20 protein-coding genes and 1 tRNA gene are annotated in these 25,865 nt (G+C 67.9%); 11 read left to right on the top strand and 10 right to left on the bottom strand.

Annotated elements, in window-relative coordinates:
* Positions 1-166: 166 nt before the first annotated feature.
* Positions 167-242: transfer RNA gene (locus QP552_RS16085), tRNA-Lys, on the top strand.
* A 73-nt stretch (positions 243-315) separates the two neighbouring features.
* Here QP552_RS16085 and QP552_RS16080 read toward each other — a convergent pair.
* Positions 316-654 (bottom strand): hypothetical protein, encoded by a 339-nt coding sequence (locus QP552_RS16080; RefSeq protein WP_286074049.1) that lies wholly within the window; start codon positions 652-654, stop codon positions 316-318.
* Between the two features lie 174 nt (positions 655-828).
* Here QP552_RS16080 and QP552_RS16075 point away from each other — a divergent pair, with 174 nt between their 5' ends.
* On the top strand, positions 829-1,680 hold the full coding sequence (locus QP552_RS16075; protein ID WP_286074048.1) for an alpha/beta hydrolase-fold protein: 852 nt from the start codon (positions 829-831) through the stop codon (positions 1,678-1,680).
* 83 nt (positions 1,681-1,763) lie between these two features.
* The gene (locus QP552_RS16070) at positions 1,764-2,702 is read left to right on the top strand and encodes an alpha/beta hydrolase-fold protein (protein ID WP_286074047.1); all 939 of its coding nucleotides are present in this window, start codon (positions 1,764-1,766) and stop codon (positions 2,700-2,702) included.
* Positions 2,703-2,881: 179 nt separating this feature from the next.
* Here the strand turns inward: QP552_RS16070 and QP552_RS16065 are convergent, their stop codons facing one another.
* Positions 2,882-3,304 carry a response regulator gene (locus QP552_RS16065; protein ID WP_286074046.1) on the bottom strand — a complete coding sequence of 141 codons (423 nt, stop codon included), beginning with the start codon at positions 3,302-3,304 and terminating at the stop codon, positions 2,882-2,884.
* A gap of 92 nt (positions 3,305-3,396) precedes the next feature.
* The gene (locus QP552_RS16060) at positions 3,397-4,164 is read right to left on the bottom strand and encodes a CPBP family glutamic-type intramembrane protease (RefSeq protein WP_286074045.1); all 768 of its coding nucleotides are present in this window, start codon (positions 4,162-4,164) and stop codon (positions 3,397-3,399) included.
* A 149-nt stretch (positions 4,165-4,313) separates the two neighbouring features.
* Between QP552_RS16060 and QP552_RS16055 the strand changes: the two genes are divergently transcribed.
* Positions 4,314-4,634: a zf-TFIIB domain-containing protein gene (locus QP552_RS16055; protein WP_106551061.1), complete on the top strand. Its 321-nt coding sequence runs from the start codon at positions 4,314-4,316 to the stop codon at positions 4,632-4,634.
* Positions 4,635-4,687: 53 nt separating this feature from the next.
* Here QP552_RS16055 and QP552_RS16050 read toward each other — a convergent pair whose 3' ends face one another.
* The 6 genes from QP552_RS16050 to QP552_RS16025 form a co-directional block, all read right to left on the bottom strand.
* Entirely contained in the window at positions 4,688-5,200 is a 513-nt protein-coding gene (locus tag QP552_RS16050) for a GNAT family N-acetyltransferase (protein WP_286074044.1), read from the bottom strand.
* An 82-nt stretch (positions 5,201-5,282) separates the two neighbouring features.
* Positions 5,283-6,332 (bottom strand): copper resistance protein B, encoded by a 1,050-nt coding sequence (locus QP552_RS16045; protein WP_286074043.1) that lies wholly within the window; start codon positions 6,330-6,332, stop codon positions 5,283-5,285.
* Positions 6,329-8,128, bottom strand: coding sequence for a copper resistance system multicopper oxidase (locus QP552_RS16040; RefSeq protein WP_111112256.1), 1,800 nt, complete (start codon positions 8,126-8,128; stop codon positions 6,329-6,331). Before QP552_RS16040 ends, QP552_RS16045 begins: the two co-directional genes overlap by 4 nt.
* 75 nt (positions 8,129-8,203) lie before the next feature.
* Complete coding sequence (locus QP552_RS16035; RefSeq protein WP_111112257.1) at positions 8,204-8,587, bottom strand: CopL family metal-binding regulatory protein; 384 nt, start codon at positions 8,585-8,587, stop codon at positions 8,204-8,206.
* Between the two features lie 145 nt (positions 8,588-8,732).
* Positions 8,733-10,538, bottom strand: coding sequence for a DNA helicase RecQ (gene recQ / locus QP552_RS16030; RefSeq protein ID WP_111112258.1), 1,806 nt, complete (start codon positions 10,536-10,538; stop codon positions 8,733-8,735).
* 621 nt (positions 10,539-11,159) lie between these two features.
* Positions 11,160-11,708, bottom strand: coding sequence for a Dps family protein (locus tag QP552_RS16025; RefSeq protein WP_006439098.1), 549 nt, complete (start codon positions 11,706-11,708; stop codon positions 11,160-11,162).
* Between the two features lie 86 nt (positions 11,709-11,794).
* Between QP552_RS16025 and hrpA the strand changes: the two genes are divergently transcribed.
* On the top strand, positions 11,795-15,877 hold the full coding sequence (hrpA, locus tag QP552_RS16020; RefSeq protein ID WP_111112259.1) for an ATP-dependent RNA helicase HrpA: 4,083 nt from the start codon (positions 11,795-11,797) through the stop codon (positions 15,875-15,877).
* A gap of 110 nt (positions 15,878-15,987) precedes the next feature.
* On the opposite strand, the gene QP552_RS16015 is transcribed toward hrpA, so the two are convergent.
* Entirely contained in the window at positions 15,988-16,524 is a 537-nt protein-coding gene (locus QP552_RS16015; RefSeq protein WP_111112260.1) for a hypothetical protein, read from the bottom strand.
* Between the two features lie 130 nt (positions 16,525-16,654).
* Between QP552_RS16015 and QP552_RS16010 the strand changes: the two genes are divergently transcribed.
* From QP552_RS16010 to QP552_RS15985, 6 genes are all read left to right on the top strand, one after another.
* Positions 16,655-18,811: a bifunctional (p)ppGpp synthetase/guanosine-3',5'-bis(diphosphate) 3'-pyrophosphohydrolase gene (locus QP552_RS16010; RefSeq protein ID WP_111112261.1), complete on the top strand. Its 2,157-nt coding sequence runs from the start codon at positions 16,655-16,657 to the stop codon at positions 18,809-18,811.
* A gap of 30 nt (positions 18,812-18,841) precedes the next feature.
* Positions 18,842-20,413 (top strand): hypothetical protein, encoded by a 1,572-nt coding sequence (locus QP552_RS16005; protein ID WP_111112262.1) that lies wholly within the window; start codon positions 18,842-18,844, stop codon positions 20,411-20,413.
* A gap of 62 nt (positions 20,414-20,475) precedes the next feature.
* A complete protein-coding gene (locus QP552_RS16000) occupies positions 20,476-21,366 on the top strand; it encodes an NAD-dependent epimerase/dehydratase family protein (RefSeq protein ID WP_111112263.1) in 891 nt (296 codons plus the stop codon).
* 72 nt (positions 21,367-21,438) lie between these two features.
* Positions 21,439-22,491, top strand: a complete 1,053-nt coding sequence (locus QP552_RS15995) for a glycosyltransferase family 2 protein (protein ID WP_286074042.1) — start codon at positions 21,439-21,441, stop codon at positions 22,489-22,491.
* Between the two features lie 84 nt (positions 22,492-22,575).
* Positions 22,576-25,017, top strand: coding sequence for a penicillin-binding protein 1B (gene mrcB / locus QP552_RS15990; RefSeq protein WP_111112066.1), 2,442 nt, complete (start codon positions 22,576-22,578; stop codon positions 25,015-25,017).
* Positions 25,014-25,550, top strand: a complete 537-nt coding sequence (locus tag QP552_RS15985) for a hypothetical protein (RefSeq protein ID WP_049430084.1) — start codon at positions 25,014-25,016, stop codon at positions 25,548-25,550. The genes mrcB and QP552_RS15985 overlap by 4 nt, the downstream gene beginning before the upstream one ends.
* Positions 25,551-25,865: the final 315 nt, after the last annotated feature.

Below are 25,865 nucleotides of genomic sequence, written 5' to 3'. Positions count from 1 at the left end.
ATGGGATCACAGCTGAGATGCGACGTTGGCCCGGAAGGTTTAAGCCCGCGGCCCAGATCGAGGTAGTGCCGGCCGCTGGCCGGCAACTTCGACACACCGGGGTTTCACGCGATCGGCCAAAGTAGGGTAGAATGCCCACCCCGCCGAAAGGCTGGGGCAGTGCAATGGGCCGTTAGCTCAGTCGGTAGAGCAGAAGACTTTTAATCTTTTGGTCGAAGGTTCGAATCCTTCACGGCCCACCATTGCATCAATGACCCAGGTCATCCAGAAAGGCACCGTCAAGCGGTGCCTTTTTTGTTGCTTGCCGCCAAACCTCTATTTGGCCTTGGCACCCTGCGCTCGGGCCGCCTCGCGTTCGGCCGCTGCCTGTGCGGCAGAGGCTGCTGCATTGGCGGCCCGCTCCGCCGCGGCACGATCCGCATCGAACCGCGCCTGCCGCTGGGCGCTGTAGGTGCGTTCCAGTTCTGCCGATGCGACGTAGCTTTCCGGATGCTTCGAGGCGCAGGCCTGCTGCAGCAGCGGGATCGCGCGGTCGGACAACCCCGGTTGAAGGTGGGCGAGCACGCAGTCCGCATACGCCGCGGACGCCGGGGCGGTGCCGTTCACCTGGGGGGAACTTGCAGCAAGGGTGGTGGCGATCAATACGCTCAACATGGAAACCTCCTTGTGGATGCCGACGGGGTGATGGTCGATTCGTGAGACGGGTTGCCCGCTCCATGACCAACACGCCCTCCATGGTGCTCCAGTTCCGGTGGATCGGCAAAGTGCCGCGAACGACACTGCATGCGACGGGCTATGCTCAGCGCTTTCCCAGGATGGGTTTTCCCCATGCGCCTCATCGTGCTGTCGCTGTTGTTGTCCGCCATCTCCGCCGCACCCTTGATGGCGGTCGAACCTGCACCGACTGCACTGGCCGCTGCCGCGACCCCGCTGGTGATCGGCGAGACCTTCACCATCGAATCGAAGGCGCTGGGCGAGACTCGCCGCATCAACGTCTACCGCCCGCAGCCGTGGGGCCTGGACCCGAAAACGCCGCTGCCGGTGCTCTACATGCCCGATGGCGGCATCGGCGAGGACTTCCTGCATGTGGCCGGGCTGGTGCAGGTGCTGAGCGGCAACGGCAGCATGCGTCCGTTCCTGCTGGTCGGCATCGAGAACACCGAGCGCCGCCGCGACATGACCGGCCCCAGCAGCGATCCGCAGGACCAGAAGATCGCGCCACGCATTGGTGGCTCGGCGGCCTACCGCACCTTCCTGCGCGATGAACTGATGCCGCAGGTGCGCCAGCGCTACCCGACCACCGACGAGCGCGCGCTGATCGGCGAGTCGCTGGCCGGCCTGTTCGTGGTCGAGACGTTGCTGCAGGAACCGTCGCTGTTCAACAGCTACATCGCGCTGGACCCCAGCCTGTGGTGGAACCGGGGCACGATGCTGGGTGCTGCGGCCAAGCAGCTGCCGTCAGTGACGCGTGCGCAGCCGCGCGTGTTCCTGGCCAGCAGTGGGCAGCCGGAGCTTGCAGCCTCTGCCGCGCAACTGGCAACGCTGCTGCAACAGGCGTCGCCATCCCCGCTGGTGAAGTACCTTCCTCTGCCGGAAGAAACCCACGCCACGATCTATCATCCGGCCGCGTTGCAGGCGCTGCGCACGCTGTTCCCGGCGCCGCCGCCGGCCTCGCCCTGACCCGCACTGGCAGCGGGTTGCGCACCATGCAAGGATGCGGCAGCGGCGCCATCCGGTGCGCCGCCCGCAACGGGAGAGTGTGGATGCAGCGTGTGCGTGGATGGAGTGTGGCGGCCTGCCTGGCCGTGAGTGGCTGTGCGATGTCGGTGGCGCCGCCGGCAGCGCAGAGTGAAGCGAAGGAGAGCCCGGCCGCCGCTGCGCCGGGCGTGGTACTGCCGGATACCGAAGCGCTGCGCGTGCACGACCCGGTCGGCCGCGATTATCCGGTCTGGGTGGCGTTGCCGTCCGACTACGCCGCACATCCGGAAAAGCACTACCCGGTGCTGTACGTGACGGATGCGCTGTACAGCTTCCCGCTGGTACGCAGCGTGCGCAACCTGGTGGGGCAGAAGGGCGTCAACCTGGAGGATTTCATCCTGGTCGGGCTGCCGCCGCAGGAAGGCCTGACTTCCAAGCAGAGTCGCTCGCGCGATTACACGCCCAGCGACCCGGCGCGTACCGATCCGCGTGACTACAGCGATGACGTCAGCTACGGCGGCGCGGCGCACTACCGCGATTTCCTCGCTGAGCAGGTGCTGCCGATGATCGATGCGCGCTACCGCACTGATCCGGCGCGGCGCGCCTATGCGGGTCATTCCTATGGTGGCCTGTTCGGCGCCTATGTGCTGACCACGCGCCCGGACATGTTCCGCACCTACATCCTGTCCAGTCCGTCGCTGTGGTTCGATGACCATCGGGTGCCGCGCATGCAGGCCGAAGCCAAGGCGCCGGCGCAGCCGACCACGGTGGTGCTGTCGGTGGGCAGCTTTGAAACGGTCAAGCCCGAACCGCGCTATTTCACCCGCAACGACATGCTGCGCCACAACGCCGACTTCGCCGAGCAGCTGCGCAGCAGCGGGCGATCGTTGAAGGTGGAGAACATGGTGATCGATGACGAGGACCACTTCACCGTCTACCCGGACATGATCACCCGCGCGCTGCTGAAAGTGTTTCCGGGCACCGGACCGTACAGCAGCGGTTGATGGTGGGCGCCATCCACGTATGGCGTGATGGCGGCGGGTGATGGTTGGCTGCATCCACGCATGGCGTGGATCTACTGCTTCAATCCACGTATGGCGTGATGCAGGCGGGTCATCGTCGGCTGGATCCACGCCGACGAGAGGCGGAATCGGTAGATCCACGCCATGCGTGGATGAACGCCTCACGCCGCCTGTGCATCCGGTCCGGTCAACACGCCTGCATCGGCGTGCCGGAAGCACAGCCGGATGGCGTCCAGCAGCTCGCTCATGTTGTAGGGCTTGGGCAGGAAATGGATGCCATTGCGCAGCTGCGGCAGCACCTGGTGCTGGTCCATGCCCGAGGTCACCAGGATCGGCAGCTGGGGATACAGGCTGCGGACCCGGTTGGCGGCTTCAATGCCGCTGATCAGGCCCAGATTGACGTCGGTGAACAGCAGGTCGAAACGCTCACCGGCCGCCAGCAGGCCCAATGCCGCTTCGGCAGAGCTCACGCCCACCACGTGGCAGGCCTGGCTTTCCAGCGCAAGACGGCTCAGCTCGCGGGTTTCCTCGGCGTCCTCGATCAGCAGGACGCGGGGTTCAACGTGGCGCTTGGACAGCAACATGACGCTACAGCTCCGGAAAGCAGCAATGAAAAGGCGCGCAAGTATGCGCAAGCCGGGGGTGATCCCGGCGTGCACGCCAGGCTAAGTGGGCGTTACAGCGGGCGCGAGCGTCGCCGGCGTACCTGCCAGGCCAGCACCGCCACTGCCAGAAGCGCGGTGCCGATGCGCAGGCTGGTGGCCTGCCAGCCGAGCGCGACGGCGTCATCCAGGCTGAACACATTCCAGGCCAGGTTCATCGATACGTGCAGCACCAGGCCACACCACAGGGTGTCGCCGTCCAGATGATCCAGCCAGGCGAAGATGAACCCGCCCAGTGCGATCACCGCGCCGACGAACAGGGCAGTGCCGCCGCCGTCGAAGCCGCCGAAGCCCAGCCAGTGCACCCAACCGAACAGCAGCGCCTGCGGCAGCGCAAGCAGGGCCCACGGACCACGCACAATCTTCACCAGTAGCACGAAGCCGAGGCCGCGGAACAGCACTTCTTCGGCCAGTGGGAACAGCGCAGCGAGCATCGTCGCATCCAGGGCGGTCAGTGCGGTGTTGGGCGTGCCCAGCAGCGCCAGGCCTAGCCAGCACGGCAGGCTGGCCAGCAGCACCCATATCGGGCCGCTCCAGCCGTTGCCGCGCAGCCCGAGGCTGGCCATCAGGCCTACCCCACGCGGGCGCAGCAGCGCGGCCAGCAGCAGGGCCAGCAGCACGGCCAGTGCGTTGTCGAGCAGGCTGCCGCCGTAGGCAATGGGCAAGGCGGGAATCGGCGTGCCTGCGGCGGCCGCGATATCGCGCAGATTCAGGCCAACGCCGACGCCGAGCAGTACCAGCAGCAGGCGCGCGGCGTTGGGCAGGCGGGACAGGACGGTCATGCACGCACTCCTTGCGGGTCTGGGCGCAGTGTGCGGGCGCAGCGGCGGCCGAGGCGCGCGCCGGAAGTCCCTGTGCCATCGGTCATGCGTTGCCGCACAGTCATCGCGGTGCAGGTACAGTCGAAGCCAGACCGAGAGGAGCCATGCCGATGCTGTGCCCCGTGTGCAAGACCCAGACCCTGCAGATGGCCGAGCGCCATGGCATCGAGATCGACTATTGCCCAAGCTGCCGCGGCGTGTGGCTGGATCGTGGCGAGCTGGACAAGATCATCGAGCGTGCAGGCGCCGGTGCTGCAGTACCGCCGCCCGCCCCGGTGCAGTCGCAGCCGGCCGCTGCGCCGCCGCCGGTGATGCACCGCGATACCCGCCACCTTGGCCAGCGCTACGAGGACAACCGTGGCCAGCAGTACAGCCACGGCTACAAGAAAAAGAAGAAGGACAGCTTCCTGTCGGAACTGTTCGATTTCTAGGCGCTTCGCTTTTGTAGAGTCGAGCCATGCTCGACTCTACAAGGGCCGCATGCTCACGGCCGGCGCAGGATGAACTCGCGGTCGTGGGTGTCGCCGACGATGAACTCGTACTCGCCAACCTTGCTGCAGCCGTAGCGCGCGTAGAAGCGCTGTGCGCCGAAGTTCTCTTCCCACACGCCCACCCACAGGGTGCGGCGCTGCGGCTGGTCCAGCCACTCCATGAACGCATCCATCAGGCGCGCGCCGTGGCCGCCGTTCTGGTAGTCGGCCAGGATGTAGAAGCGCTTCAGTTCGATGTCGCCTTCGCGGGCCTCGGCATGCGGCAGGGTGTTGGCACCGGCGGCCAGGTAGCCGACCACGGCGTCGACGTCCATCAGCAGCCAGATCGCACTGCGCGGATCGGACAACTCGGCGCGCTGCGGTTCGCTGCTGTAGTGCGCCTGCAGGAAATCCTGCAGCTCCTGCGCCGGGTACGAGTCGCCCCAGGTTTCGTTGTAGGTGGTGATGGCAATGGCCGACACTGCGTCGACGTCGGCGAGGGTGGCGCGGCGGATCTGCAGCGACATTGGCGGGGCCAGTAACGGAACGAGGCGCAGTGTAGCCGGCCCCGGCGGCTGCCGGGGCTGGCGGTTGCTCACAATCCGCTGATCAGAACCACATGCGGACGCCGGCCACCCAACGCGTATCGCGTGCGTGGTCACCGGCATAGTCGGCGGTGTCGCCGAAACTGCGTTCGTGGCTGATACCGATGTACGGCGCGAAGCGGCGGCTGAACTCGTAGCGCAGGCGCAGTCCGGCTTCGACCTTGTTCAGGCCGCGGCCAATGCCGTACTCGGGTTCATCCTTGGCCGCCACCGTGGCTTCCAGCAGCGGCTGCAGGATCAAGCGGTTGGTCAGCAGCACGTCGTACTCGACTTCGGCCGTGGCCAGTACCTGGCCACCGGAACCCATGTACAGCGTGGCCGAACTTTCGAACTTGTACGGCGCCAGTCCCTGGATGCCAATGGCCGCCCACGTGCGCGAGTCGGCTGGCCGGAAGTCCTGGCGTACGCCGACCAGCACGTCCCACCACGGCGACACGCTACGGCCGTACAGGGCCTCCAACGATGACGACTCGGTGCGGCCACGGCTGCGTTCACCGTCTGTGCGCAGCCAGAGGCGGTTGATGTTGCCGCCGATCCAGCCGGTGGCCTCCCAGGCCTGGCCGTTGCTGCTCTTGCCGTCCCAGTGCTCGAGCCGGTCGATCAGCAGCAGGCTGTTGATCTCCGGCGCGTGTTCCATCGCGCCATGCGCGATCGGCGGGAAGGCGGCAGCGCGGTCGGCGTCGGTCGGCACCGGGATCGGTTCGCGCGGTTCGGTCGGTGCGGGCGTGCCGTGACCCATCGCCGCGTGATCCATGCTGGAGTGATCCATCTTGGAATGGTCCATCGTCGCCGGCTGCATCGCGCCATGGTCCATCTTCGAGTGGTCCATCGTTGAGTGGTCCATGCCGGCGTGGTCTGCCGCGTCCATGTCCATCTTCGAATGATCCATCGTTGAATGATCGACCGGTTCGGCAGGGGTGTTCGCGGACTTCGTGGCCTTCGCAGGTGCGTTCATCGCGCCCATGTCATGGCCCGCGTGCGACTGCGCGAACACCGGCAATGCGGCGGCCAGGCCCAGGGCCAGCAGGCTGGGGGAAAGGAGTGAGCGGCTCATTCTTCGATCCTCACTTCGCGCATCATGCCCGCTTCCATGTGGTACAGCAGATGGCAGTGGTAGGCCCAGCGGCCGAGTGCATCGGCGCGCACGCGATAGCTGCGGCGGGTGCCAGGCGGCATGTCGATGGTGTGCTTGCGGACCTGGAACTCACCTTGCGCGTTTTCCAGATCGCTCCACACGCCGTGCAGGTGGATCGGGTGCTGCATCATGGTGTCGTTGACCAGCACGATGCGCATGCGCTCGCCGTAGTTCAGCCGCAGCGGCTCGGCGCTGGCGAACGGGATGCCGTCGAACGACCAGGAGAATTTCTCCATGTGGCCGGTCAGGTGCAGCTCGACTTCACGACTGGGCTCGCGGCCATCCGGATCTTCGAACAGGCTGCGCATCGCGCCGTAGGTCAGCACCTGGCGGCCGTTGTCGCGCAGGCCGATGCCGGGGTCGTCCAGCTTCGGTTCGGAGGCCGAACTCTGCATGTCCACCAGCGGGTTGTTGCGTTCGCTGGCCGGATGCTTCGGTGCCTTGCTGGCGGTACTGCCGCCGCCATGTGCACTGTGGTCCATGCCACCCTGGCCCATGCCCATCATCGCGGACATGTCGTGCCCCGCGTGGTCACCCCCCATGTCATGCCCCATGTCGCTCATGGTCAGCAACGGGCGCGGGTCGCGCGCAGGGATCGGTGCCTGCAGGCCATGGCGCACCGCCAGCGTGCCGGCGGCGTAGCCGGTGCGGCCCATGTCCTGGCAGAAGATGGTGAAGGCATCCTGCCCACTCGGTTCCACCAGCACGTCGTAGGTCTCGGCTGGGGCGATGCGGAACTCGTCGATGCTGACCGGATGGATGTACTGGCCGTCGGCGGCCACCACGGTCATCTTCAGGCCGGGGATGCGCACATCGAAGTAGGTCATCGAGGCGCCGTTGATGAAGCGCAGCAGCACCTTCTCGCCGCTGCGGAACAACCCGGTCCAGTTGCCGGCCGGGGCGGTGCCGTTCATCAGGTAGGTGTAGGTGTGCGCGTTGATGTCGGAGATGTCGGTCGGCGTCATCCGCATCCGGCCCCACATGCCACGGTCCGACAGCGCGGCCGACCAGCCCTCGCGCTTCACGTCACGCAGGAAGTCGGGCAGGGTGCGCTTGTAGTAGTTGTCATGCTCGGCGAGCTTCTTCATGCGACGGAACAACGCGCCCGGGTCCATGTCGGTCCAGTCCGACAGCATGATCACGTGCTCGCGGTCGTGGTGGTACGGCGCCGGTTCGGCCGGGTCGATGATCAGTGCACCGTAGAGGCCGGCCTGCTCCTGGAACATCGAGTGGCTGTGGTACCAGTAGGTGCCCGACTGCTTGAGGTCGAAGTGGTAGTGGTAGGTCTCGCCGGGGCCGATGCCGTTGAAGCTCAGCCCGGGCACGCCGTCCATGTTGGCTGGCAGCAGGATGCCGTGCCAGTGGATCGAGGTCGGGTGGCGTTTCAGCGTATTGCGTACGAACAGATCCACCGTCTGGCCTTCGCGCCAGCGCAGGATCGGCGCGGGCAGCGAGCCGTTGACGGTGATCGCCGGGCGGGTACGGCCGGTGAAATTGGCCAGCGATTCGCCGATGGCCAGTTCGATGCGGGTATCGCTGAGCACGGCCGGGGCACCGGCCAGGCGTGGGGTGGCAGTGGCCGCGGCAAGCGCGCGCTGCGGCACGCCGACGGCAGCGATGCCGGCGACCACGCCACCGGCGGCAAGACCCTGTACGAACAGGCGTCGCGACGGCATGGGCACAGCGCCCGGACCGGGGGGATTGCGGGTATTCATGGTGGAGACTCCAGACACGGAAAGACGCCGGCAGGCCGCCGGCTCCGGTGCGCAGGGCGCACGGTTCGTGGGGAATCAGCCGATGGGAGGGCGTGAGATCGGCGGCAGCGGCGGCGCCGGGCGGCCATTGGCCGGCATCGGCTGCGGTGCCAGCGACAGGCCGGGAGCGGCTAGGTACGGCAGCGGCTGCACCACCAGCAACGGGTGCTGGGCGCAGCTGCGCACGCAGTCCTTGATCTGGCAGTGGGCGTCGTGGGCGGGGGCCTTGGCCTGCGGGGTCTCGTCGGCCTGCATGGCGGCGTGGTGGTGGCAGTCGGCATCGCCGCCTCCAACCGTGGCGGCCATGGCATGGGCCATCCGCCCCATTTCCTCATGACCGCTGGCCATGGCCGCGTTCAGCCCGTTGAGCAACAGGCTGAGCATGAGCACGACACGGAGAAGGGTCGAGGCGAGGGACATGGCGCTAATCTAGCCGCAAGCGGCCGTGGATGCACTTCCGGCTGAATGGCCGGTTCAAGGTTGGAGCAAGACAAGGGTAGCGCCGGGCCATGCCCGACGAGCGCGAAGCGCGGCCAATCAGCGGGTCGCCGGGCACGGCCCGGCGCTACCCCTCTTCGCGCACGATTTCGACCAGGCGCGGGCCGTAGCGGCTCAGCTTGGTGCCGCCGATGCCGCCGACCCGTGCCAGTTCGTCCAGGCTGGTCGGGCGTTGCTCGGCGATGTTGCGCAGGGTGCTGTCGTGGAAGATCACGAAGGCCGGCACGTTCTGTTCGCGCGCCAGTTCGGCACGCAGGCCGCGCAGGGCGTTGAACAGGGCCAGATCCTGCGGCAGCACCGACAACCCGGTGCGCTGCGCACTGCGCTCGCGGCCACCTGTGCTGCTGGCCGGATCGCGGCGCATGCTGATCTGGCGGCGGCCGGTCAGCACGTCGCGGCTGGCATCGGTCAGGCGCAGGCCACCGTGGCCCTCGCTGTCCACTTCCAGCAGGCTGGCGGCGACCAGTTGCCGGAACACGCTGCGCCAGGTGCGTGCATCCAGGTCGCGGCCGATCGCATAGGTACTGAGCTTGTCGTGGCCCTGCTGCTTCACCTTCTCGTTCTCGCTGCCACGCAGGACGTCGATCAGGTGGCCGACGCCGAAGCGCTGGCCGCTGCGGTAGACACAGCTCAGCGCCTTCTGCGCTGGAATGGTCGCATCCCACGAGGCTGGCGGCGTCAGGCAGTTGTCGCAGTTGCCGCAGGGCTGGGGATAGGTCTCGCCGAAACCGGCCAGCAACACCTGGCGGCGGCACTGCATGGATTCGCAGTAGCCCAGCAGGTGGTCGAGCTTGCCCCGCTCCAGCTGCTTGCGTTCTTCGCCGGCCTCGGACTGCTCGATCATCTGCTTGAGCAGGACCACGTCGCCCAGGCCGTAGCACAGCCATGCTTCAGCGGCTTCGCCATCACGGCCAGCGCGGCCGGTTTCCTGGTAGTAGCCTTCCATCGACTTGGGCAGGTCGGTATGTGCGACAAAGCGCACGTCCGGCTTGTCGATGCCCATGCCGAAGGCGATGGTGGCGCACATCACGATGCCGTCCTCGCGCAGGAAGCGGCGCTGGTTGTTCGCGCGCACTTCCGGCGGCAGGCCGGCGTGGTAGGGCAGGGCATTGAAACCCTGGCCGCACAGGAACTCGGCCGTTTCCTCGACCTTGCGCCGCGACATGCAGTAGACGATGCCGGCCTCGCCACGGTGGCCGCGCAGGAAGTCGGTCAGCTGCTTACGGGCGTTGTCCTTCTGCACCACGGTGTAGCGGATGTTGGGGCGGTCGAAGGAGCTAACGAAGTGGCGGGCTTCCTGCAGATCGAGGCGCTCGGCGATCTCGCGCTGGGTTGGCGGGTCGGCGGTGGCAGTCAGCGCGATCCGCGGGATCTGCGGCCAGCGCTCGTGCAGCACGGTCAGCTGCCGGTATTCAGGGCGGAAGTCGTGGCCCCACTGCGATACGCAATGCGCTTCGTCGATGGCGAACAGCGCGATGTGGCTGCGCGACAGCAGTGACAGGAAGCGGCCGGTCAGCAGTCGCTCGGGGGCGACATAGAGCATGTCCAGCTCGCCGGCCAGCAGCTCGCGCTCGACGCGGCCGGCGGTCTCGGCATCCAGGGTGGAGTTCAGGTACTCGGCACGCACGCCGAGCTGGCGCAGGGCTTCGACCTGGTCCTGCATCAGGGCGATCAATGGCGAGATGACGATGCCACAACCGTCACGCAGCAGGGCTGGCACCTGGTAGCACAGCGACTTGCCGCCGCCGGTGGGCATCAGCACCAGGGCATCGTGACCGGCAGCCACATGCTCCACGATGTCCTGCTGGGGACCACGGAAATCGTCGTAACCAAAGACGCGTTGGAGCAGGTCGTGCGCGGGACGGGAAGCCATCCGGCTAGTTTACCCCGGCGGGGGAGTCGGCAGGGCTGCGCCCTGCACCCGCCGAATCAACGGCAACGTCAACGTCAAAAGCGGGCTATCCGTGGGTTGGCGGGGCGGTGTCGGAGTGCGGGGACGCCGTGAACCCCGCTCCGCGGTCCGGCCCAGCCGCTGGCGGCTATGCGTTCGGGCGCTTGCGAAGCAGTGCTTCGCAAGCAAAGCGCCCTCACCCTTGGGGGCTTGGCAGCCGCATCCATGCGGCTGACACCCCGGACTCCGACACCGCCCCGCCTTCGACAGTTGGCCGGCGGCTCGTAGATCCACGCCATGCGTGGATGAAATCTGTCAGATATCGACAAACGAAATGGGGTCAGATCCGTTTTCCTGCGGAAAACGGATCTGACCCCAAGTAATGCCCTGGCAGATCGCGGAAATCTGTCGAAGGCGGGGGGCCGGTGGCAGGGGTGTCCGCGGCATGGATGCCGCGGCCAAGCCCCCAAGGACGGGTTTACGGCGTCCCCTGCCACCGGACCCACCCCGCCAACCCACAGGAAACCAGCTTTTGCTCCGGCTGTTGCCGTTGCAGTTGCTTCTGCGGGTGCAGGGCGCAGCCCTGCCGAGGCCCCCAAACTCTTACTGGAGCAGGGAACGCAGCATCCAGGCGTACTTCTCGTGCGTCTGCAGGCGCTGGGTCATCAGATCCTCGGTCGGGGCGTCGTCACCCTTGGCCGCCACATCCAGCACTTCACGTGCCGTACGGCAGACCGCTTCGTTGGCGACCACCAACTGGCGTACCATTTCACGCCAGTCCGCACTGTCGGTCAGGCCCGGTTCCTCGGCGATCGAGGTCAGCGCAGCGAATTCCCGGTAGGAGCCCGGGGCATTGAAGCCCAGCGCGCGGATGCGCTCGGCCACGTCGTCCAGTGCCGCCCACTGCTCGGTGTACTGCGTCTCGAACATGGTGTGCAGCGAGTTGAACATCGACCCGGTCACGTTCCAGTGGAAGTTGTGCGTCTTCAGGTAGAGCGTGAACGCATCAGCCTGGAAGCGCGACAGACCGTCGGCGATCTTCTTGCGGTCGCCCTGGGTGATCCCGATATCGATGTTCGGTGCCGACGGTGCCGCCGCTGCAAGCTTCTGCTTGCCGGTCTTGGCCTTGGTCGTGCTCTTGGTCTTCGCCATGGGGTTCCTCCTTCTGGAATCGTTGGCCTTCACAATAAACCGGTCGTGATGACTGGTCGCTTTCAAAGTTTTGAACGAACCGATTGATGAACTCTATCGATAAAAATCCATCGCCCCGCCTGCGCCAACAGCGCGCCGCCATCGACGGCGCCATGAGCCGCGACCGGGGCCGTTTGCTGGGGATGCTCTCGCGGTGCCAGGCCAAGCCACAGGATGCGGCGCTGGCCGCCACCTTCGAGCAGGCCTTGCAGGCGTCGGTGCAGCGCCGGCAGGTGCGGGCGCAACAGCAGCCGTCCATTACTCTGGACCCGCAGCTGCCGATTGCGCGTGAAGCCGACGCGATCATCGAGCTGATCCGCGGTCATCAGGTGGTGGTGATCGCCGGTGAAACCGGCTCGGGCAAGACCACCCAGCTGCCGAAACTGTGCCTGGCCGCCGGTCGCGGCCAGGCCGGCATGATCGGCTGCACCCAGCCGCGACGGATTGCCGCACGCGCGGTGGCCAGCCGCGTGGCGCAGGAACTGCAGAGCGAACTGGGCCAGCTGGTCGGCTACCAGGTGCGCTTCAATGACAAGGTCAGCGAGGACAGCCGCATCAAGTTCATGACCGACGGCATCCTGCTGGCGGAGATCGCCAGCGACCGCTGGCTGTCGAACTACGACACGATCATCGTCGACGAGGCGCACGAACGCAGCCTCAACATCGACTTCCTGCTGGGCTACCTGAAGCAGCTGCTGCGCAAGCGCCCGGACCTGAAGCTGATCGTGACCTCGGCCACCATCGACACCGAGCGCTTCGCCCAGCATTTCGACAATGCGCCGGTGATCAGCGTCGAAGGCCGTACCTATCCGGTGGAAGTGCGCTACCGCGCGCTGGAAGGCGAAGGCGAAGACCAGGGCGAGCGCACGGTCAACGATGCCATCGTGTCGGCCATCGACGAGATCACCCGCCTGGATTCACGTGGTGACGTGCTGATCTTCCTGCCGGGCGAACGCGAGATCCGCGATGCGCACCAGTCGCTGGAACGGCGCAAGTACCGCAATACCGAAGTACTGCCGCTATACGCGCGCCTGTCCAACCAGGACCAGGACCGGGTGTTCAACCCGGGTCCGAACCGGCGCATCGTGCTGGCCACCAACGTGGCCGAAACCTCGCTGACGGTGCCGCGCATCCGCTACGTGGTCGATCCGGGCTTCGCCCGCGTCAAGCGCTACAGCCCGCGCAACAAGCTGGACCGTCTGCACATCGAGCCGATCTCGCAGGCCAGCGCCAACCAGCGCAAGGGTCGCTGCGGCCGTATCGCCGAGGGCATCTGTTACCGCCTGTACGCCGAGGCCGATTTCCAGGCGCGGCCGGAGTTCACCGATCCGGAAATCCGCCGTTCCAGCCTGGCCGGGGTGATCCTGCGCATGCTGCAGCTGGGCCTGGGCCGCATCGAGGACTTCCCGTTCCTGGAGGCGCCGGACGAACGTGCCGTGGCCGATGGCTGGCAGCAGCTGACCGAGCTGGGCGCGATCGATGCCGAGCGGCGCATGACCGCCATCGGCAAGCAGATGGCCCGCCTGCCGGTGGACGTGAAGCTGGCGCGCATGCTGGTGGCCGCGCAGGCCGCCGGTTGCCTGCGGCCGATGCTGGTGATCGCCTCGTTCCTCGGGATCCAGGACCCGCGCGAACGCCCGCCGGAGGCGCGGGGCGCGGCCGACAGCGCGCACGCGCAGTTCGCCGATGGCCGCTCGGAGTTCGTCGGCGTGCTGCGCCTGTGGGATGCCTACCGGCAGGCCCACGAAGACCTGACCCAGTCCAAGTTGCGCGACTGGTGTGGTCGCCACTTCCTCGGCTTCCTGCGCATGCGCGAATGGCGCGAGCTGCATCGCCAGCTGCGCCTGTTGTGCGAGGAACTGGGCTGGAAGGAAGAGGCTGTCGATGCGTCGATGGCACCATTGCTGGCCGGCAGCAGTGCGCCGGCCCCGGCGCGTGATGACGCAGCCGCAGTAAAGGCCACCCGCGGCCAGTTGCACCGCGCTGCACGCCTGGCCCGCGAAGGCAAAGCGGAGGCTGCACCCGCGCCGGTACCGGTGCGCGCACAGAAGGAACAGGCGCCTGCCGGCGGCGGCTTCAGCGAACGTGTACGCGCTGCCGCCTACCAGACCCTGCACCGGGCGTTGGTGGCGGGCCTGCCGACGCAGATCGGGCACCGCACCGAGAAGGGCGATTTCCAGGCACCACGCCAGCGTCGCTTCCTGCCATTCCCGGGATCGGCGCTGTCCAAGCGTCCGCCGCCGTGGTTGCTGGTGGCCAATCTGCTGGATACGCAGAAGGTGTGGGGCATGACCCTGGCCGCGATCGAACCGGACTGGGTGATCGCCGAGCTGCCGCACCTGCTGCTGCGCAAACATTTCGACCCGCACTGGTCGCGCGCGCAGGGCCAGGTGCTGGCGTCCGAGCAGATCAGCCTGTTCGGCCTGGTGCTGGCGCCGAAGAAACCGGTGCACTACGGCCGCATTGAGCCCGTTGAAGCGCACGACATCTTCGTGCGCCAGGCGCTGGTGACCGGCGAGATCAACACCCGCGCCAGCTTCGTGGCCGACAACCAGAAGGTGCTGGAGGTCGCGCGCGAGGAAGAAGCCAAGCTGCGTCGCGCCGGCATTGTTGCCGACGAGCACTGGCAGGCACGCTGGTACCTGGACCGGGTGCCGCCGCAGATCCATTCGGCCGCGGGCCTGGATACCTGGTGGAAGGGACTGGCGCCGGAACAGCGCAAGACCCTGCACTGGTCGCTGGCGGACCTGCTGCCCGGCGAGGGCAGCGAGCAGGAGCGCTACCCGAAGTACCTGGCGCTGGGCCAGGCGCGGTTGCCGCTGCACTACCGCTTCGAGCCGGGTGCCGACGATGACGGCGTGACCCTGGACGTGCCGCTGCACCTGCTCAATGCACTGGACCCGGTGCAGCTGGGCTGGCTGGCGCCGGGCTTCGTGGCCGACAAGGCCTCGGCGTTGATCCGCAGCCTGCCCAAGGCAATGCGCCGCAACTATGTGCCGGCCCCGGATTTCGGACGCGCGTTCTTCGAGGCGTTCCCGCAGCCCGGCGCCGATGCCATCACCGGCGAGCTGGCGCGTTTCCTGTCACGCGCGACCGGCGCCACGGTGACCGCGCTCGATTTCGAGCCGGGTTCGATCGAACCGCACCTGCACATGAACCTGCGCCTGCGCGACGAACAGGGCAAGGTGCTGGCCACCTCGCGTGATCTGGACGCGCTGCGCGCGAAGTTTGGCGGCCGTGCCGGTGATGCCTTCGCGGCGCGTGCCGGGCGCGAGATGGCGGCTGACGGCCTGCGCACGTTCCCGGCCACGCCGATCCCGCTGCAGGTGCCCGGTGAAGCCGGCGTTCCGGCCTATCCGGCGCTGCTGGACGAGGGTGACAGCGTGGCGCTGCGCATCTTCGCCGATCGGCAGCAGGCACAGGAGGCCCACCCGCTGGGCGTGCGCCGGCTGCTGGAGATCGCCCTGGCCGAGAAGGTCAAGCAGGCGCGCAAGCAGCTGCCCGTGGGTGCCAAGACCGGCCTGCTGTATGCCGCGATCGAATCACAGGAACGCCTGCGCGGAGACCTGGTGGATGCGGCGATGAACGCGGTGCTGGCCGAAGGCCTGGAAGACATCCGCGATGCGGCCGCCTTCGAGCAACGCCGCGAGCATGCGGCCAAGGCCCTGTTCGGCGAGGCGATGTCGCGGCTGAAGCTGGCCGAGTCCATCCTGGCGCTGGTGGCGGAACTGAAGCCGATGCTGGAGGCGCCGTTGATGGGTTGGGCGCGCGGCAACCTGGATGACATGGAAGCGCAGCTGGCCGGGCTGATCCACCCCGGCTTCCTGCGCGATACGCCGGCCGACGCGCTGGCGCAGTATCCGCGTTACCTGAAGGCGATGATCCTGCGCACCGAGCGTGCCAAGCGTGATCCGCCGCGTGACCAGGCGCGCATGCTGGAGCTGCACCCATTCCTGGAAGCGCTGGAGGTGGGCGAGCAGCAGGGCCTGCGCGATCGCCCGCAATGGCAGGCGCTGCGCTGGGATCTGGAAGAGCTGCGGGTGTCGCTGTTTGCGCAGGAGTTGGGCGCGCGCACTGGCATCTCGGCGAAGAAGCTGGCGCAGCGGGTGACCGCATTGCGCCAGGCGTAACTCTCTTCCTGTGGAGCCGAGCCCATGCTCGGCTGCTTTTCCATGCGCTGTCATCATCCATCGCAGGAAGCAGCCGAGCATGGGCTCGGCTCTGCAGGAAAGCGGCGGCGTTACTTGGAGCGGCGCACCTTGGGCTGGCTGTTCACGCCTTCCACCTTCATGTACCACACGCCCATCACGCCAGGCTTGATGCTGACCTTGGGCGATTGCTTGCGCACACCGACCACGCTGGTGCTGTCGGTCTGCTCCCATTCCTGGCCGTTGTCCAGCACGTAGACACGGCCCTTGCCGAAGCCGCGGAACTCGCCCTGCAGTACGCCGGTGATCGGCTCGCTGCTGCCGAAATCGAAGAACCCGCGGTTCTTCACGATCACTTCCTGGCGGCCCTGTTCGCGGGCTTCTTCGCGCACCGCGGCCACGGCCTGGGTGGTGGCCGCTTCGACCTTGCCCTGCAGCCAGCGGTTGAGCGTGGCCAGTTCCTGCGCGCTCAGCTTGTCCAGGCCTGCCGCCTTGAACTCGGTCGGCGACATCTGCTGCTGCAGGTCACCGTCCACCACACGCTGGGCCAGCGCAGGCGCCGACAGGGACAGCAGCAGTGCGGCGCAGGCCAGCAGCCGTGGGCGGAAGCGCGGGGTGATCGAGGGCATGGCGGAACTCTCCTGGGTTTGCCCGCGAGTGTAGCGGCATGTCTTCATGCCGGGTGATGGTGGCCGCGGTGATTGTCCCTGAACGGCGCCGGCGCTAGTGTAGGAACCTCTGTCTTGCCTGCTCGATGCTGTGAACCGCGCTTCTGTCCCCGGCCTGGATGCCTTGTTGAACCGTCCCTCCGCAGCGGTGCTGCCCGCTCCGCTGCGCCAGGCCCTGCGCGAGCACTGGGAAGCACCGGACTGCGACCACCAGATGCGCGCCAGCTGGTCGGTGCTGGGCGATACCCTCGACGCGCTGTCGATGCTCTCGGCCGACGAAGGCGCGGTGGTCGCCGCGCTGTTGTTCGACCTGCCTGGCCTGCGTGCCAGCCTGGACCAGCTGCCGCTGGGCAACCACAAGGCGGCGGTGATCGGCCTGCTCGACGGCCAGGACGCCGCTGATCCGGTCTGGGCGCTGCATGCTGGCCGGGAGGCCGGGCGCAACAGCGAGGGCCTGCGCCGCCTGCTGCTGGCGATCATCCGCGACCTGCGCGTGGTGCCGATCTTGCTGGCCCGGCAGCTGGCGCGGATGCGCGCGGCCGACAAGCTGGACGACGAACAGCGCCGTGCGCTGGCCCAGCTGACCCGCGACATCCACGCGCCGCTGGCCAACCGGTTGGGCATCTGGCAGCTGAAGTGGGAGCTGGAGGATCTGGCGTTCCGCCACCTGGAGCCGGAAACCTACCGCCGCATCGCGCGTGAGGTGGACGAAACCCGCGTGGCGCGCGAGCGTTACGTGCAGAACGTGAAGAAGCAGCTGTCGCGCGAGCTGGCCGCACAGGGCATCCATGCCGAAGTGAGTGGCCGCCCGAAGCACATCTACAGCATCTGGCGGAAGATGCAGAAGAAGCGGCTGGCGTTCGACCAGCTGTACGACATCCGCGCGGTGCGGGTGATGGTCGACGACGTCGCCGCCTGCTATGCCGCGCTGGGCGTGGTGCATGCGCTGTGGGCGCCGGTGCCGAGCGAGTTCGACGATTACATCGCACGCCCGAAGGCCAACGACTACCGTTCGCTGCACACCGCCGTGGTCGGCCCGGAAGGGCGCACGATCGAAGTGCAGATCCGCACCCACGAGATGCATTCGCAGGCCGAGCTGGGCGTGGCCGCGCACTGGAAGTACAAGGAAGGCGGCAAGGGCGCGGAAAAGTCGTTCGATCGCAAGATCACCTGGATGCGCCAGCTGCTGGAGCAGGCACAGGACGGGCAGGGCAATGAGCTGGCCGGGGCACTCGACGCCGAGCTGACCGAGGACCGGGTCTATGCGCTCAGCCCAAAGGACGAGGTGCTGGACCTGCCACAGGGGGCCACGCCGCTCGATTTCGCCTACCAGGTGCACACGATGGTGGGCCACCGCTGCCGTGGCGCCAAGGTCAATGGCCGCATCGTGCCGCTGACCTACCGCCTGCGCAGCGGCGATCGCGTCGAGATCCTCACCGGCAAGGAGGCCGATCCACGTCGCGACTGGCTGATGCCGGCGCTGGGCTTCCTGGCCAGCAACCGCTCGCGCGAAAAGGTGCGCAGCTGGTTCCACAAGCTGGACCGCGCGCGCAACGTGCAGGCCGGGCGCGAACTGCTCGAGCGCGAGCTGAAGCGCCTGGGGCTGCAGCATTCGGATCTGGCGGTGGCGGCGAAGAAGTTCCACGCCGACAGCGTTGATGACCTCTACATCCAGGTGGCGCTGGGCGATACCGGCCCGAACCAGGTCAGCCGAACCCTGCTGGAAGCAGAGCGCGCGGCCAGCCAGCCGGCCCCTGCGCCGGCGCTTCCGCGCCCGACCGCCCGCCGCGAGAACCTGGGCAAGTCCAAGTTCACGGTGCAGGGCGTGGGCAACCTGCTGGTGCAGCTGGCGCGCTGCTGCCAGCCGGTGGCCGGCGAACCGATCGTCGGCTACCTCACCCGTAGCCGCGGTGTCACCGTGCACCGGGCAGACTGTGCCGCGCTGGCCCGGCTGGCGGCCACCAGCCCGCAGCGCATCCTGCCGGTGGAATGGGGCCAGGCCGGGGGCGGCTACGAGGTGGACGTGGTGGTCGATGCGGTCGACCGCCGCTGGCTGCTGAAGGACATCACCAACCTGATCGCCCAGGAAGACGCCTACGTGCTGGACATCCACAGTGACAACGTGCGCAACAGTGGCCGTGCCCATCTGCGCCTGCGGCTGAAGGTCAGCGACTACGGCCAGTTGTCGAACCTGCTGGGCAAGCTGGACGCGCTGCCGGGCGTGAGCGAGGCGCGTCGCCTCGGCTGAGCTTCACGCTGCCCCGGCTACCCTGCACGCATGGAACGCGAGCCCCCGCATCGCCCGCATGGCGCTGAACATCCTGCGCTGGATCGCGTCCGCCGCGAGGGTCGCTGGTGGTGGCTGCAGGCACGCCATGCGCGGCGGGTCTGGCGCTGGGCGCTGGTCGCGGCGCTGGCGGTGTTCGTGCTGCTGGTGCTGCTGCGCAAGCCGCTGGCCGACTGGTTCTGGGACGAGCCGCAGATCGAACAGCTGCTGGTCGAAGGTGATCGTGCGCTCGCCGCCGGCCGGCTGAGTGCGGCTGACGGCAGTGGTGCGCGCGAGCGCTACCAGGCGGTGCTGGCACTGGATGGTGATCGGCCGCAGGCCCGCCAGGGCCTTGCACGAACCGCAGCGGCGGCCCTGCAGCAGGCCCGCGACAAGCTGCAGAGCGACGATCTTGAGGGCAGCGCGCAGTCACTGGCGCTGGCCCGCGAGCTGCAGGTGCCGCAGGGCGACGCCGACGCCGTGGCCCGGCAACTGCAGGCGCGGCGTAGTGCCGGCGCCGGTATCGGCGCGTTGCTGGCCCAGGCCCGCAACGCGTTCGCAGCCGGCCGGCTGGACGATGGCGACAGCAGTGCGTTGCCGCTGTTCCAGCGCATCCTGGCACTGCAGCCGGACAACCTGCCTGCACTGGAGGGGCGCGAGGACGCACTGAGCGATCTGCTGCAGCACGCGCGCACGCTGGCCGGACGCGGGGAACTGGCTGAAGCTGCTGCGACGTTGCAGCGCGCGCGCCTGTTCGACGCAGGCCACGCCGATCTGCCCGCCAGCCAGGAGGCACTGGCACGGGCGGTCGACGAGCACTTGCTGCAGGCACAGCGCGCACTGAAGCGACAGCAGCTGGAAAGTGCCGCAAAGGGGTTCCTGGCCGTGCTGGCGGTGGCGCCGGATGATCCTACTGCCCAGCGCGGCCGTGAGCAGGTGCTGCAGGCGGTGCTGGCGCGAAGCCAGGTCCAGGCCGACGATTTCCAGTTCGAAGCCGCGCAGCGTGATGCCGTGCTGGCGGAAGCACTGGGCGCTTCGCAGGCGGCACAACAGCAACTGGCGCAGCGCCTGCAGCGTGCACGGCAGGCCCGGGAGGCACTGCAGCAGCCCGCGGTGAGCAACGCGCAGCGTGAACGCGAGCTGCGCGATCACCTGCGCCGGATCGAACGCGCCGAGCGCGCAGGGCAATGGATCAGCCCGCCGGGGCACAGCGCGTTCGATGCCCTGCGCGAAGCACAGGCGCTGGCACCGCGCGATGCACGGGTGAAGGCCGCTGCCGCGCGCCTGCTGCCTGCCAGCCGCAGTTGCTTCGACGACAACCTGCGGCAGAACCGGGTGCAGGCTGCAGGTGCCTGCCTGCAGGCCTGGCAGACGCTGGCTCCCACCGCTGGCGGCCTGCCTGCGGCCCGCCAGCGCCTTGCGCAGCGTTGGCTTGCGATTGGCAGCGAACGATTGGGCAACGGTGATGTCGCCTTTGCCGAACGTGCGCTCCAGCAGGCGGGCGAGCTTGGCGTTGGCACTTCCAGCAGCGAGTACCAGCAGTTGCGGCAGCGCCTGCGTGACATCGGGGTGTCGTCGCCCTGAGCCCGCCGCTGCCGGAGGGGCCGCTATAGTAGCCACCCCCGCAACATCCCCACGGAGTGCAGATGACCGTCCTTGTTTCCGGAGCCACCAGCCAGATCGGCCGGTTCCTGCTGCCGCGCCTGCTGCAGGTGCATGGGCGGGTACAGGCAGTGAGCCGGCGACCGCAACCGGCACAGGACGGCGTGCAGTGGCTGTGCGGGGACCTGGCGGCTGCGCTGGACAGCGTGCCGTCTCCGGACTGGCAGGCCATTGCCAGCTTCGGCCCCCTTGAAGCATTGGCGCAGTGGTTGTCGCGGCAGACGGCGGCCCCGGCGCGGCAGGTCATCGCCACCAGTTCGATGAGCGTGCTGAGCAAGCAGGATTCCGAGCAGGCCGACGAGCAGGACGTTGTGGCGATGCTGCAGCGGGGCGAAGCGGGCCTGATCGCGCAGGCCGAGCGTCTTGGCATGGCGTGGACGATCCTGCGCCCAACCCTGATCTATGGGGCCGGCATCGACCGCAGCATCACCCCGATCGTGCAGCGCGCGCTGCGCCTGCGCCTGTTCCCGATACCGCTGGTGGGAGGCCTGCGCCAACCGGTGCATGCCGACGATATCGCCCGTGCCGTGGTGGCCTGCATCGCCACCGGTGCAGCGTCGGCGCGGGTGCTGGAAATCGGTGGCGGCGAGCGCCTGCCGTACCACGCGATGTTCCGCCGCGTGCACGCCAGCCTGGCACAACCAACATTGGCACTGCCGCTGCCCGGCGGTGCACTGCGAGGCCTGGCTGCGGTGCTGCCGCGAGCGCGTGGTCCGGTGTCACGCCTGCAGCAGGATCTGATTGCGGACAACGGTCCGCTGCAGGCGCTGCTGGGCGTACATCCGCGGCCGTTCCAGCCTGACGCGGATACGTGGCGACCGATGAGCGCGGCCCAGGCGCTGCAGCGGATCGCTGCGTATCCCGGCAACGGCTAGCCAGCCACCGCATCCATCCGCCAGGGAGGCTCTGCTACCATCCCCCGGCCCTTGTTTCCGCGAGTACGTTCGATGCCTGACGCGCCATCCCGATCGGCCCCTGCCGAGCGCATTGGCGTCGCGCTGTGCACCTACAACGGTGCGCGCTACCTGCAGGCGCAGCTGGACAGCATCCTCGACCAGGATCTTCCGGTGAACGAAGTCATGATCGGCGATGACGGTTCCAGCGACCAGACGCTGCCGCTGCTGCAGGCCTTCGTGCCGCGCGCACAGGCGCTGGGCATCCGTGTCGAGATCGTCCAGCATGCGCGCAATCTCGGCTATGTGCGCAATTTCGCCGACGCACTGATGCGTTGCCAGTCCGACATCCTGTTCCTGTGCGACCAGGATGATGTCTGGCATCCGGGGCGTGTCCGCAGCTACGTGGAGCGCTTCCACGCCGATCAGGGCCTGTTGCTGCTGCACAGCGATGCACGGCTGGTGGACGCGCAGGGCGCGCCGCTGGGCCAGCGGCTGCTGGAGGTACTGGTGGTCCATCCGGCCGAGGTCGAGCTGGAACGCTCGGGGCTTGCGATCGATGCGATCCTGCTGCGCAACTTCATCACCGGTGCCACCTGTGCGCTGCGCCGTGGGCTGCTGGCCGAATCGCTGCCGGTACCGCCGGGCTGGAGCCACGACGAATGGCTGGCAGTCCACGCATCGCTGCGTGGAGGATTGGACATGCTGGCCGAACCGACCATCGACTACCGGCAGCATGGCAACAACCAGATCGGTGCCAGTCGCCGCGGTTTCCTGCAACGCCTGCGCCATCTCGATCTGTTCGATTCGCAGGCGCGCCAGCGCACGGCCGGGCGCCTGCTTGCCCTGGCCGATCTGCTGGGGCAGCGCGGCGTGGTGGTGGCGCCGGAGCGCTTCCAGGGACTTCACGCGCTCGCCTGGCGCATGGCCTGGTCGCGACTGCAGCTGTATCGCCGCGCGGACGTGCCGGCAGGCTGGATCGCCCATGATGGGCCGCGGTTGGTCGCACGCCTGGCCAACGTCTGCCTGGCTGGGGGCGGCTGGAAAGGGGGCTGGGCGGCGCTTGCGGGCGCCTGGGCCGGGTGGCGGGCGCCGCGCGCTGCTTGAACTGCAGTGAAACCGCGGGCCATCGCCTGCCAGCCACCGCGGCGCCTGCGTTAGACTCGCCAGACCCTACCTGCCTGCATCCCCGTGCCCCGACGCTACGATTCCGACGACATCGACGATTTCGACGACGACGACCAGCAGGACGACAGCCCGCTGTGGCGGCGTCGCCTGATCACCTGGAGCATGGCTGCGGTCGCGTTGGGATTGGGCTTCCTGATCCCTTATACGCTGTACCTGAACCAACAGGTGACCCAGCGCTTCGGCGAACTTCGCTGGCAGATTCCGACCCGCGTGTACGCACGCCCGCTGGTGCTCACGCCGGGCAAGGCGATGGACGCGGCGACCCTGAAGACCGAGCTCGCCGCATCCGCCTACCGCGATGACGGGCAGGGCAAGGAGCCGGCCACCTATGCGGTGAACGGCGGGCGCTTCGTCATTTCCAGCCGTGGCTACAACGATGTGGATGGCCGCGTCGCAGCGCGCCGGCTGGAACTGTCGCTGGCCGACGGTGCGGTCGCCTCGCTGCGTGACGCCGACAACCGCAAGGCGCTGAAGGCTGCGCGCCTGGACCCGGCACGTATTGCCACCCTGTACGGGCAGAAGCAGGAAGAACGTCGCCTGATCCGCATGGACGAGGCGCCGGACCTGCTGGTGACCGGCCTGCAGGCGGTGGAGGACAAGGACTTCAACCGCCACCACGGCATCGATCTGTCCGGCATTGCGCGCGCGGTGTGGGTGACGATCCGCTCCGGTGGCCAGAGCCGCCAGGGTGCTTCCACGCTGACCCAGCAGCTGGCTCGCAGCGGTCTGCTCGGGATCGGCAAGGAACAGACGGTCACCCGCAAATTCAACGAAGTGCTGTACGCGCTGATCATGGAAGCGCGCTACGACAAGCGCACCATCTTCGAGGCCTATCTCAACCAGGTGTACCTGGGCCAGCGTGGCAGCCAGGCCATCCACGGCATGTCTTCCGGCGCCGAGTTCTGGTTCGGCCGTGACCTGCAGTCGCTGGAAACCGAGCAGATCGCGCTGCTGATCGGCCTGGTCAAGGGGCCGTCCTTCTACGACCCGCGGCGCAATCCGGAACGCGCGCTGGATCGCCGCAATTTCGTGCTGGGCAAGCTGCACGAGGCGACGCTGATCGACGATGCCGAGTACCAGCGTGCGCTGAAATCGCCGCTGGGCGTGCCCAAGACGCCGGGCCTGGTGGCGGCCAACCGCTTCCCGGCCTATGTGGACCTGGTTCGCCGCCAGCTCGGCCATGACTATCCGGAATCGGCGCTGCAGGGCGCCGGCCTGAGCGTGATGACCGGCATGTCGCCGTCCGCGCAGGCCTATGCCGAAGGCGCGGTGACCCGCACCATCAAGTCGCTGGAAAGCAAGCGCCGTCCCGAACTGCAGGCCGGCATGGTGCTGACCGACGTGCACAACGGTGACGTGCTGGCGGTGATCGGCAGCCGTGAAGTGTCCGAGGTGGGCTTCAACCGCGCGATCGAAGCACAGCGCCCGGTCGGCTCGCTGCTGAAGCCGTTCGTCTACCTGCTGGCGCTGGCGCAGCCGGATCGTTACTCGCTGGCCAGCTGGGTCGATGATTCACCGGTGACCGTGCAGCTCGGCCGCGGCCGCAACTGGAACCCCGGCAACGCGGACAACCGCAGCCACGGTACGGTGCGCCTGATCGATGCATTGGCGCATTCCTACAACCAGGCCACGGTGCGCGTGGGCATGCAGGTTGGTCCCGAGCGCGTGACCCAGCTGATCCATGTGCTGGCGGGCATCAAGGCTGAGGCCAATCCTGCAGTGATCCTCGGCTCGACCGACCAGAGCCCGTATGCGATGGCGCAGCTGTACCAGTTCCTGGCGTCCGGTGGCGAGATCCAGCCGCTGCACGCGGTGCGTGGCGTGCTCGATCCGCAGGGCAAGCTGCTCAAGCGTTACGACAAGACCCCGGCACCGGCGCAGGAGGGCGACTCGATTGCCGCCAACCTGATCAGTGTCGGCCTGCAGCAGGTGGTTGCCAGCGGCACCGCGCAGCGCTTGAACGCCGATGGCCTGGGCCGCCTGCAGCCCGCCGGCAAGACCGGTACCACCAACGATGGCCGCGACAGCTGGTATGCCGGTTACACCGGCGATCACCTGGCGGTGATCTGGATCGGCAACGACCAGAACGAGCAGGCCGGCCTGTACGGCGCCACTGGCGCGATGCGGGTCTGGTCGGGCATCTTCCAGCGCCTTCCCAGTGCGCCGCTGCGGGTCAGCAACAAGGGCCTGGATTGGCAGTCGGTGGCCGCCACCGGCCTCAACACGACCGATGAGGGCTGCCCGGGAGCGCGCCGCTTCCCGTTCGTGGTCGGCTATGCGCCGGCCTATGCGCCCTGCGCACCGGCGGTGTCGCCGGACGGGCAGGGCGAGGCCGAAGGCGAGGGTGGTGGTTGGCGCAGCTGGTTCGGCCTGGACCGCAAGCCGGACACCCCTGCCGAACCTGCCGCGGCGCCTGCCGCTGCCACTCCTCCTCCGAGCCGATGATGCCGATGAACATGCGATCCCTGCTGCAGCCCCTGGCCTTGACCGGCCTCAGCCTGGCCCTGGCCGCCTGCGTGACCAGTGCGCCGCCGGTGGTCAAGCCGGTCGATACCACGACGCCGGCGCAGCGCCTGGCCGCGGTGGACGCAGCCGCTGGCCCGGACGACAAGGAGCTTTCGGTGCAGCCGCTGCGTGATTCGCAGGTGGAAGACCTGCGGGTGACCGCGCAGGCGCAACGCCAGGCCAATGATCTGGCCGGTGCCGCCAGCAGCCTGGACCATGCGCTGGAGATCGTCGCTGGTGATCCGGCGGTGCTGCAGGAGCGTGCCGAGCTGGCGCTGCTGCAGGGGCAGTGGGCGCAGGCGGAGACGTTTGCACGCAAGGCGGTCGACCTGGGCTCGAAGACGGGGCCGCTGTGCCGCCGGCACTGGGCGACGATCGAGCAGTCGCGCCTGGCGCGGGGCGAGAAGGAGAATGCGGTGTCGGCGCATGCGCAGCTGGAAGGCTGCACCGTGCCGGGGATCAAGCGGTACTAGGTTTCCTGCCAACGGCGCAGCCCCTCGTGGCTGGCTGTTTGGCCGCGTGAAGCAAAAGCCGCGCCTGGCCGGGCGGGATGGGTTCGCGGGGGACGCCGTGAACCCATCCATGGGGGCTTGGCCGCGGCATCCATGCCGCGGACACCCCCGCGAACCCACCCCGCCCGACCTCTGACAATTTCCGTGTGCGGCCAGCCACGGAAAAGAAAAAGAAAATCAAAAGCGGGTCGCGCGCTGCGCGCTCTCGCAGTAGTCCATCTTCTTTTCCCGTTCCTGCCACAGCTTCTGAGCTGCCATTCGAGCAGGCTCGACGCT

The sequence above is a fragment of the Stenotrophomonas sp. 59 genome (genome assembly GCF_030291095.1).
In the GTDB taxonomy this organism is placed as follows: domain Bacteria; phylum Pseudomonadota; class Gammaproteobacteria; order Xanthomonadales; family Xanthomonadaceae; genus Stenotrophomonas; species Stenotrophomonas maltophilia_Q.
The sequence above is the reverse complement of the archived record's forward strand: the minus strand, read 5'-3'. Positions and strand labels throughout refer to the sequence as shown.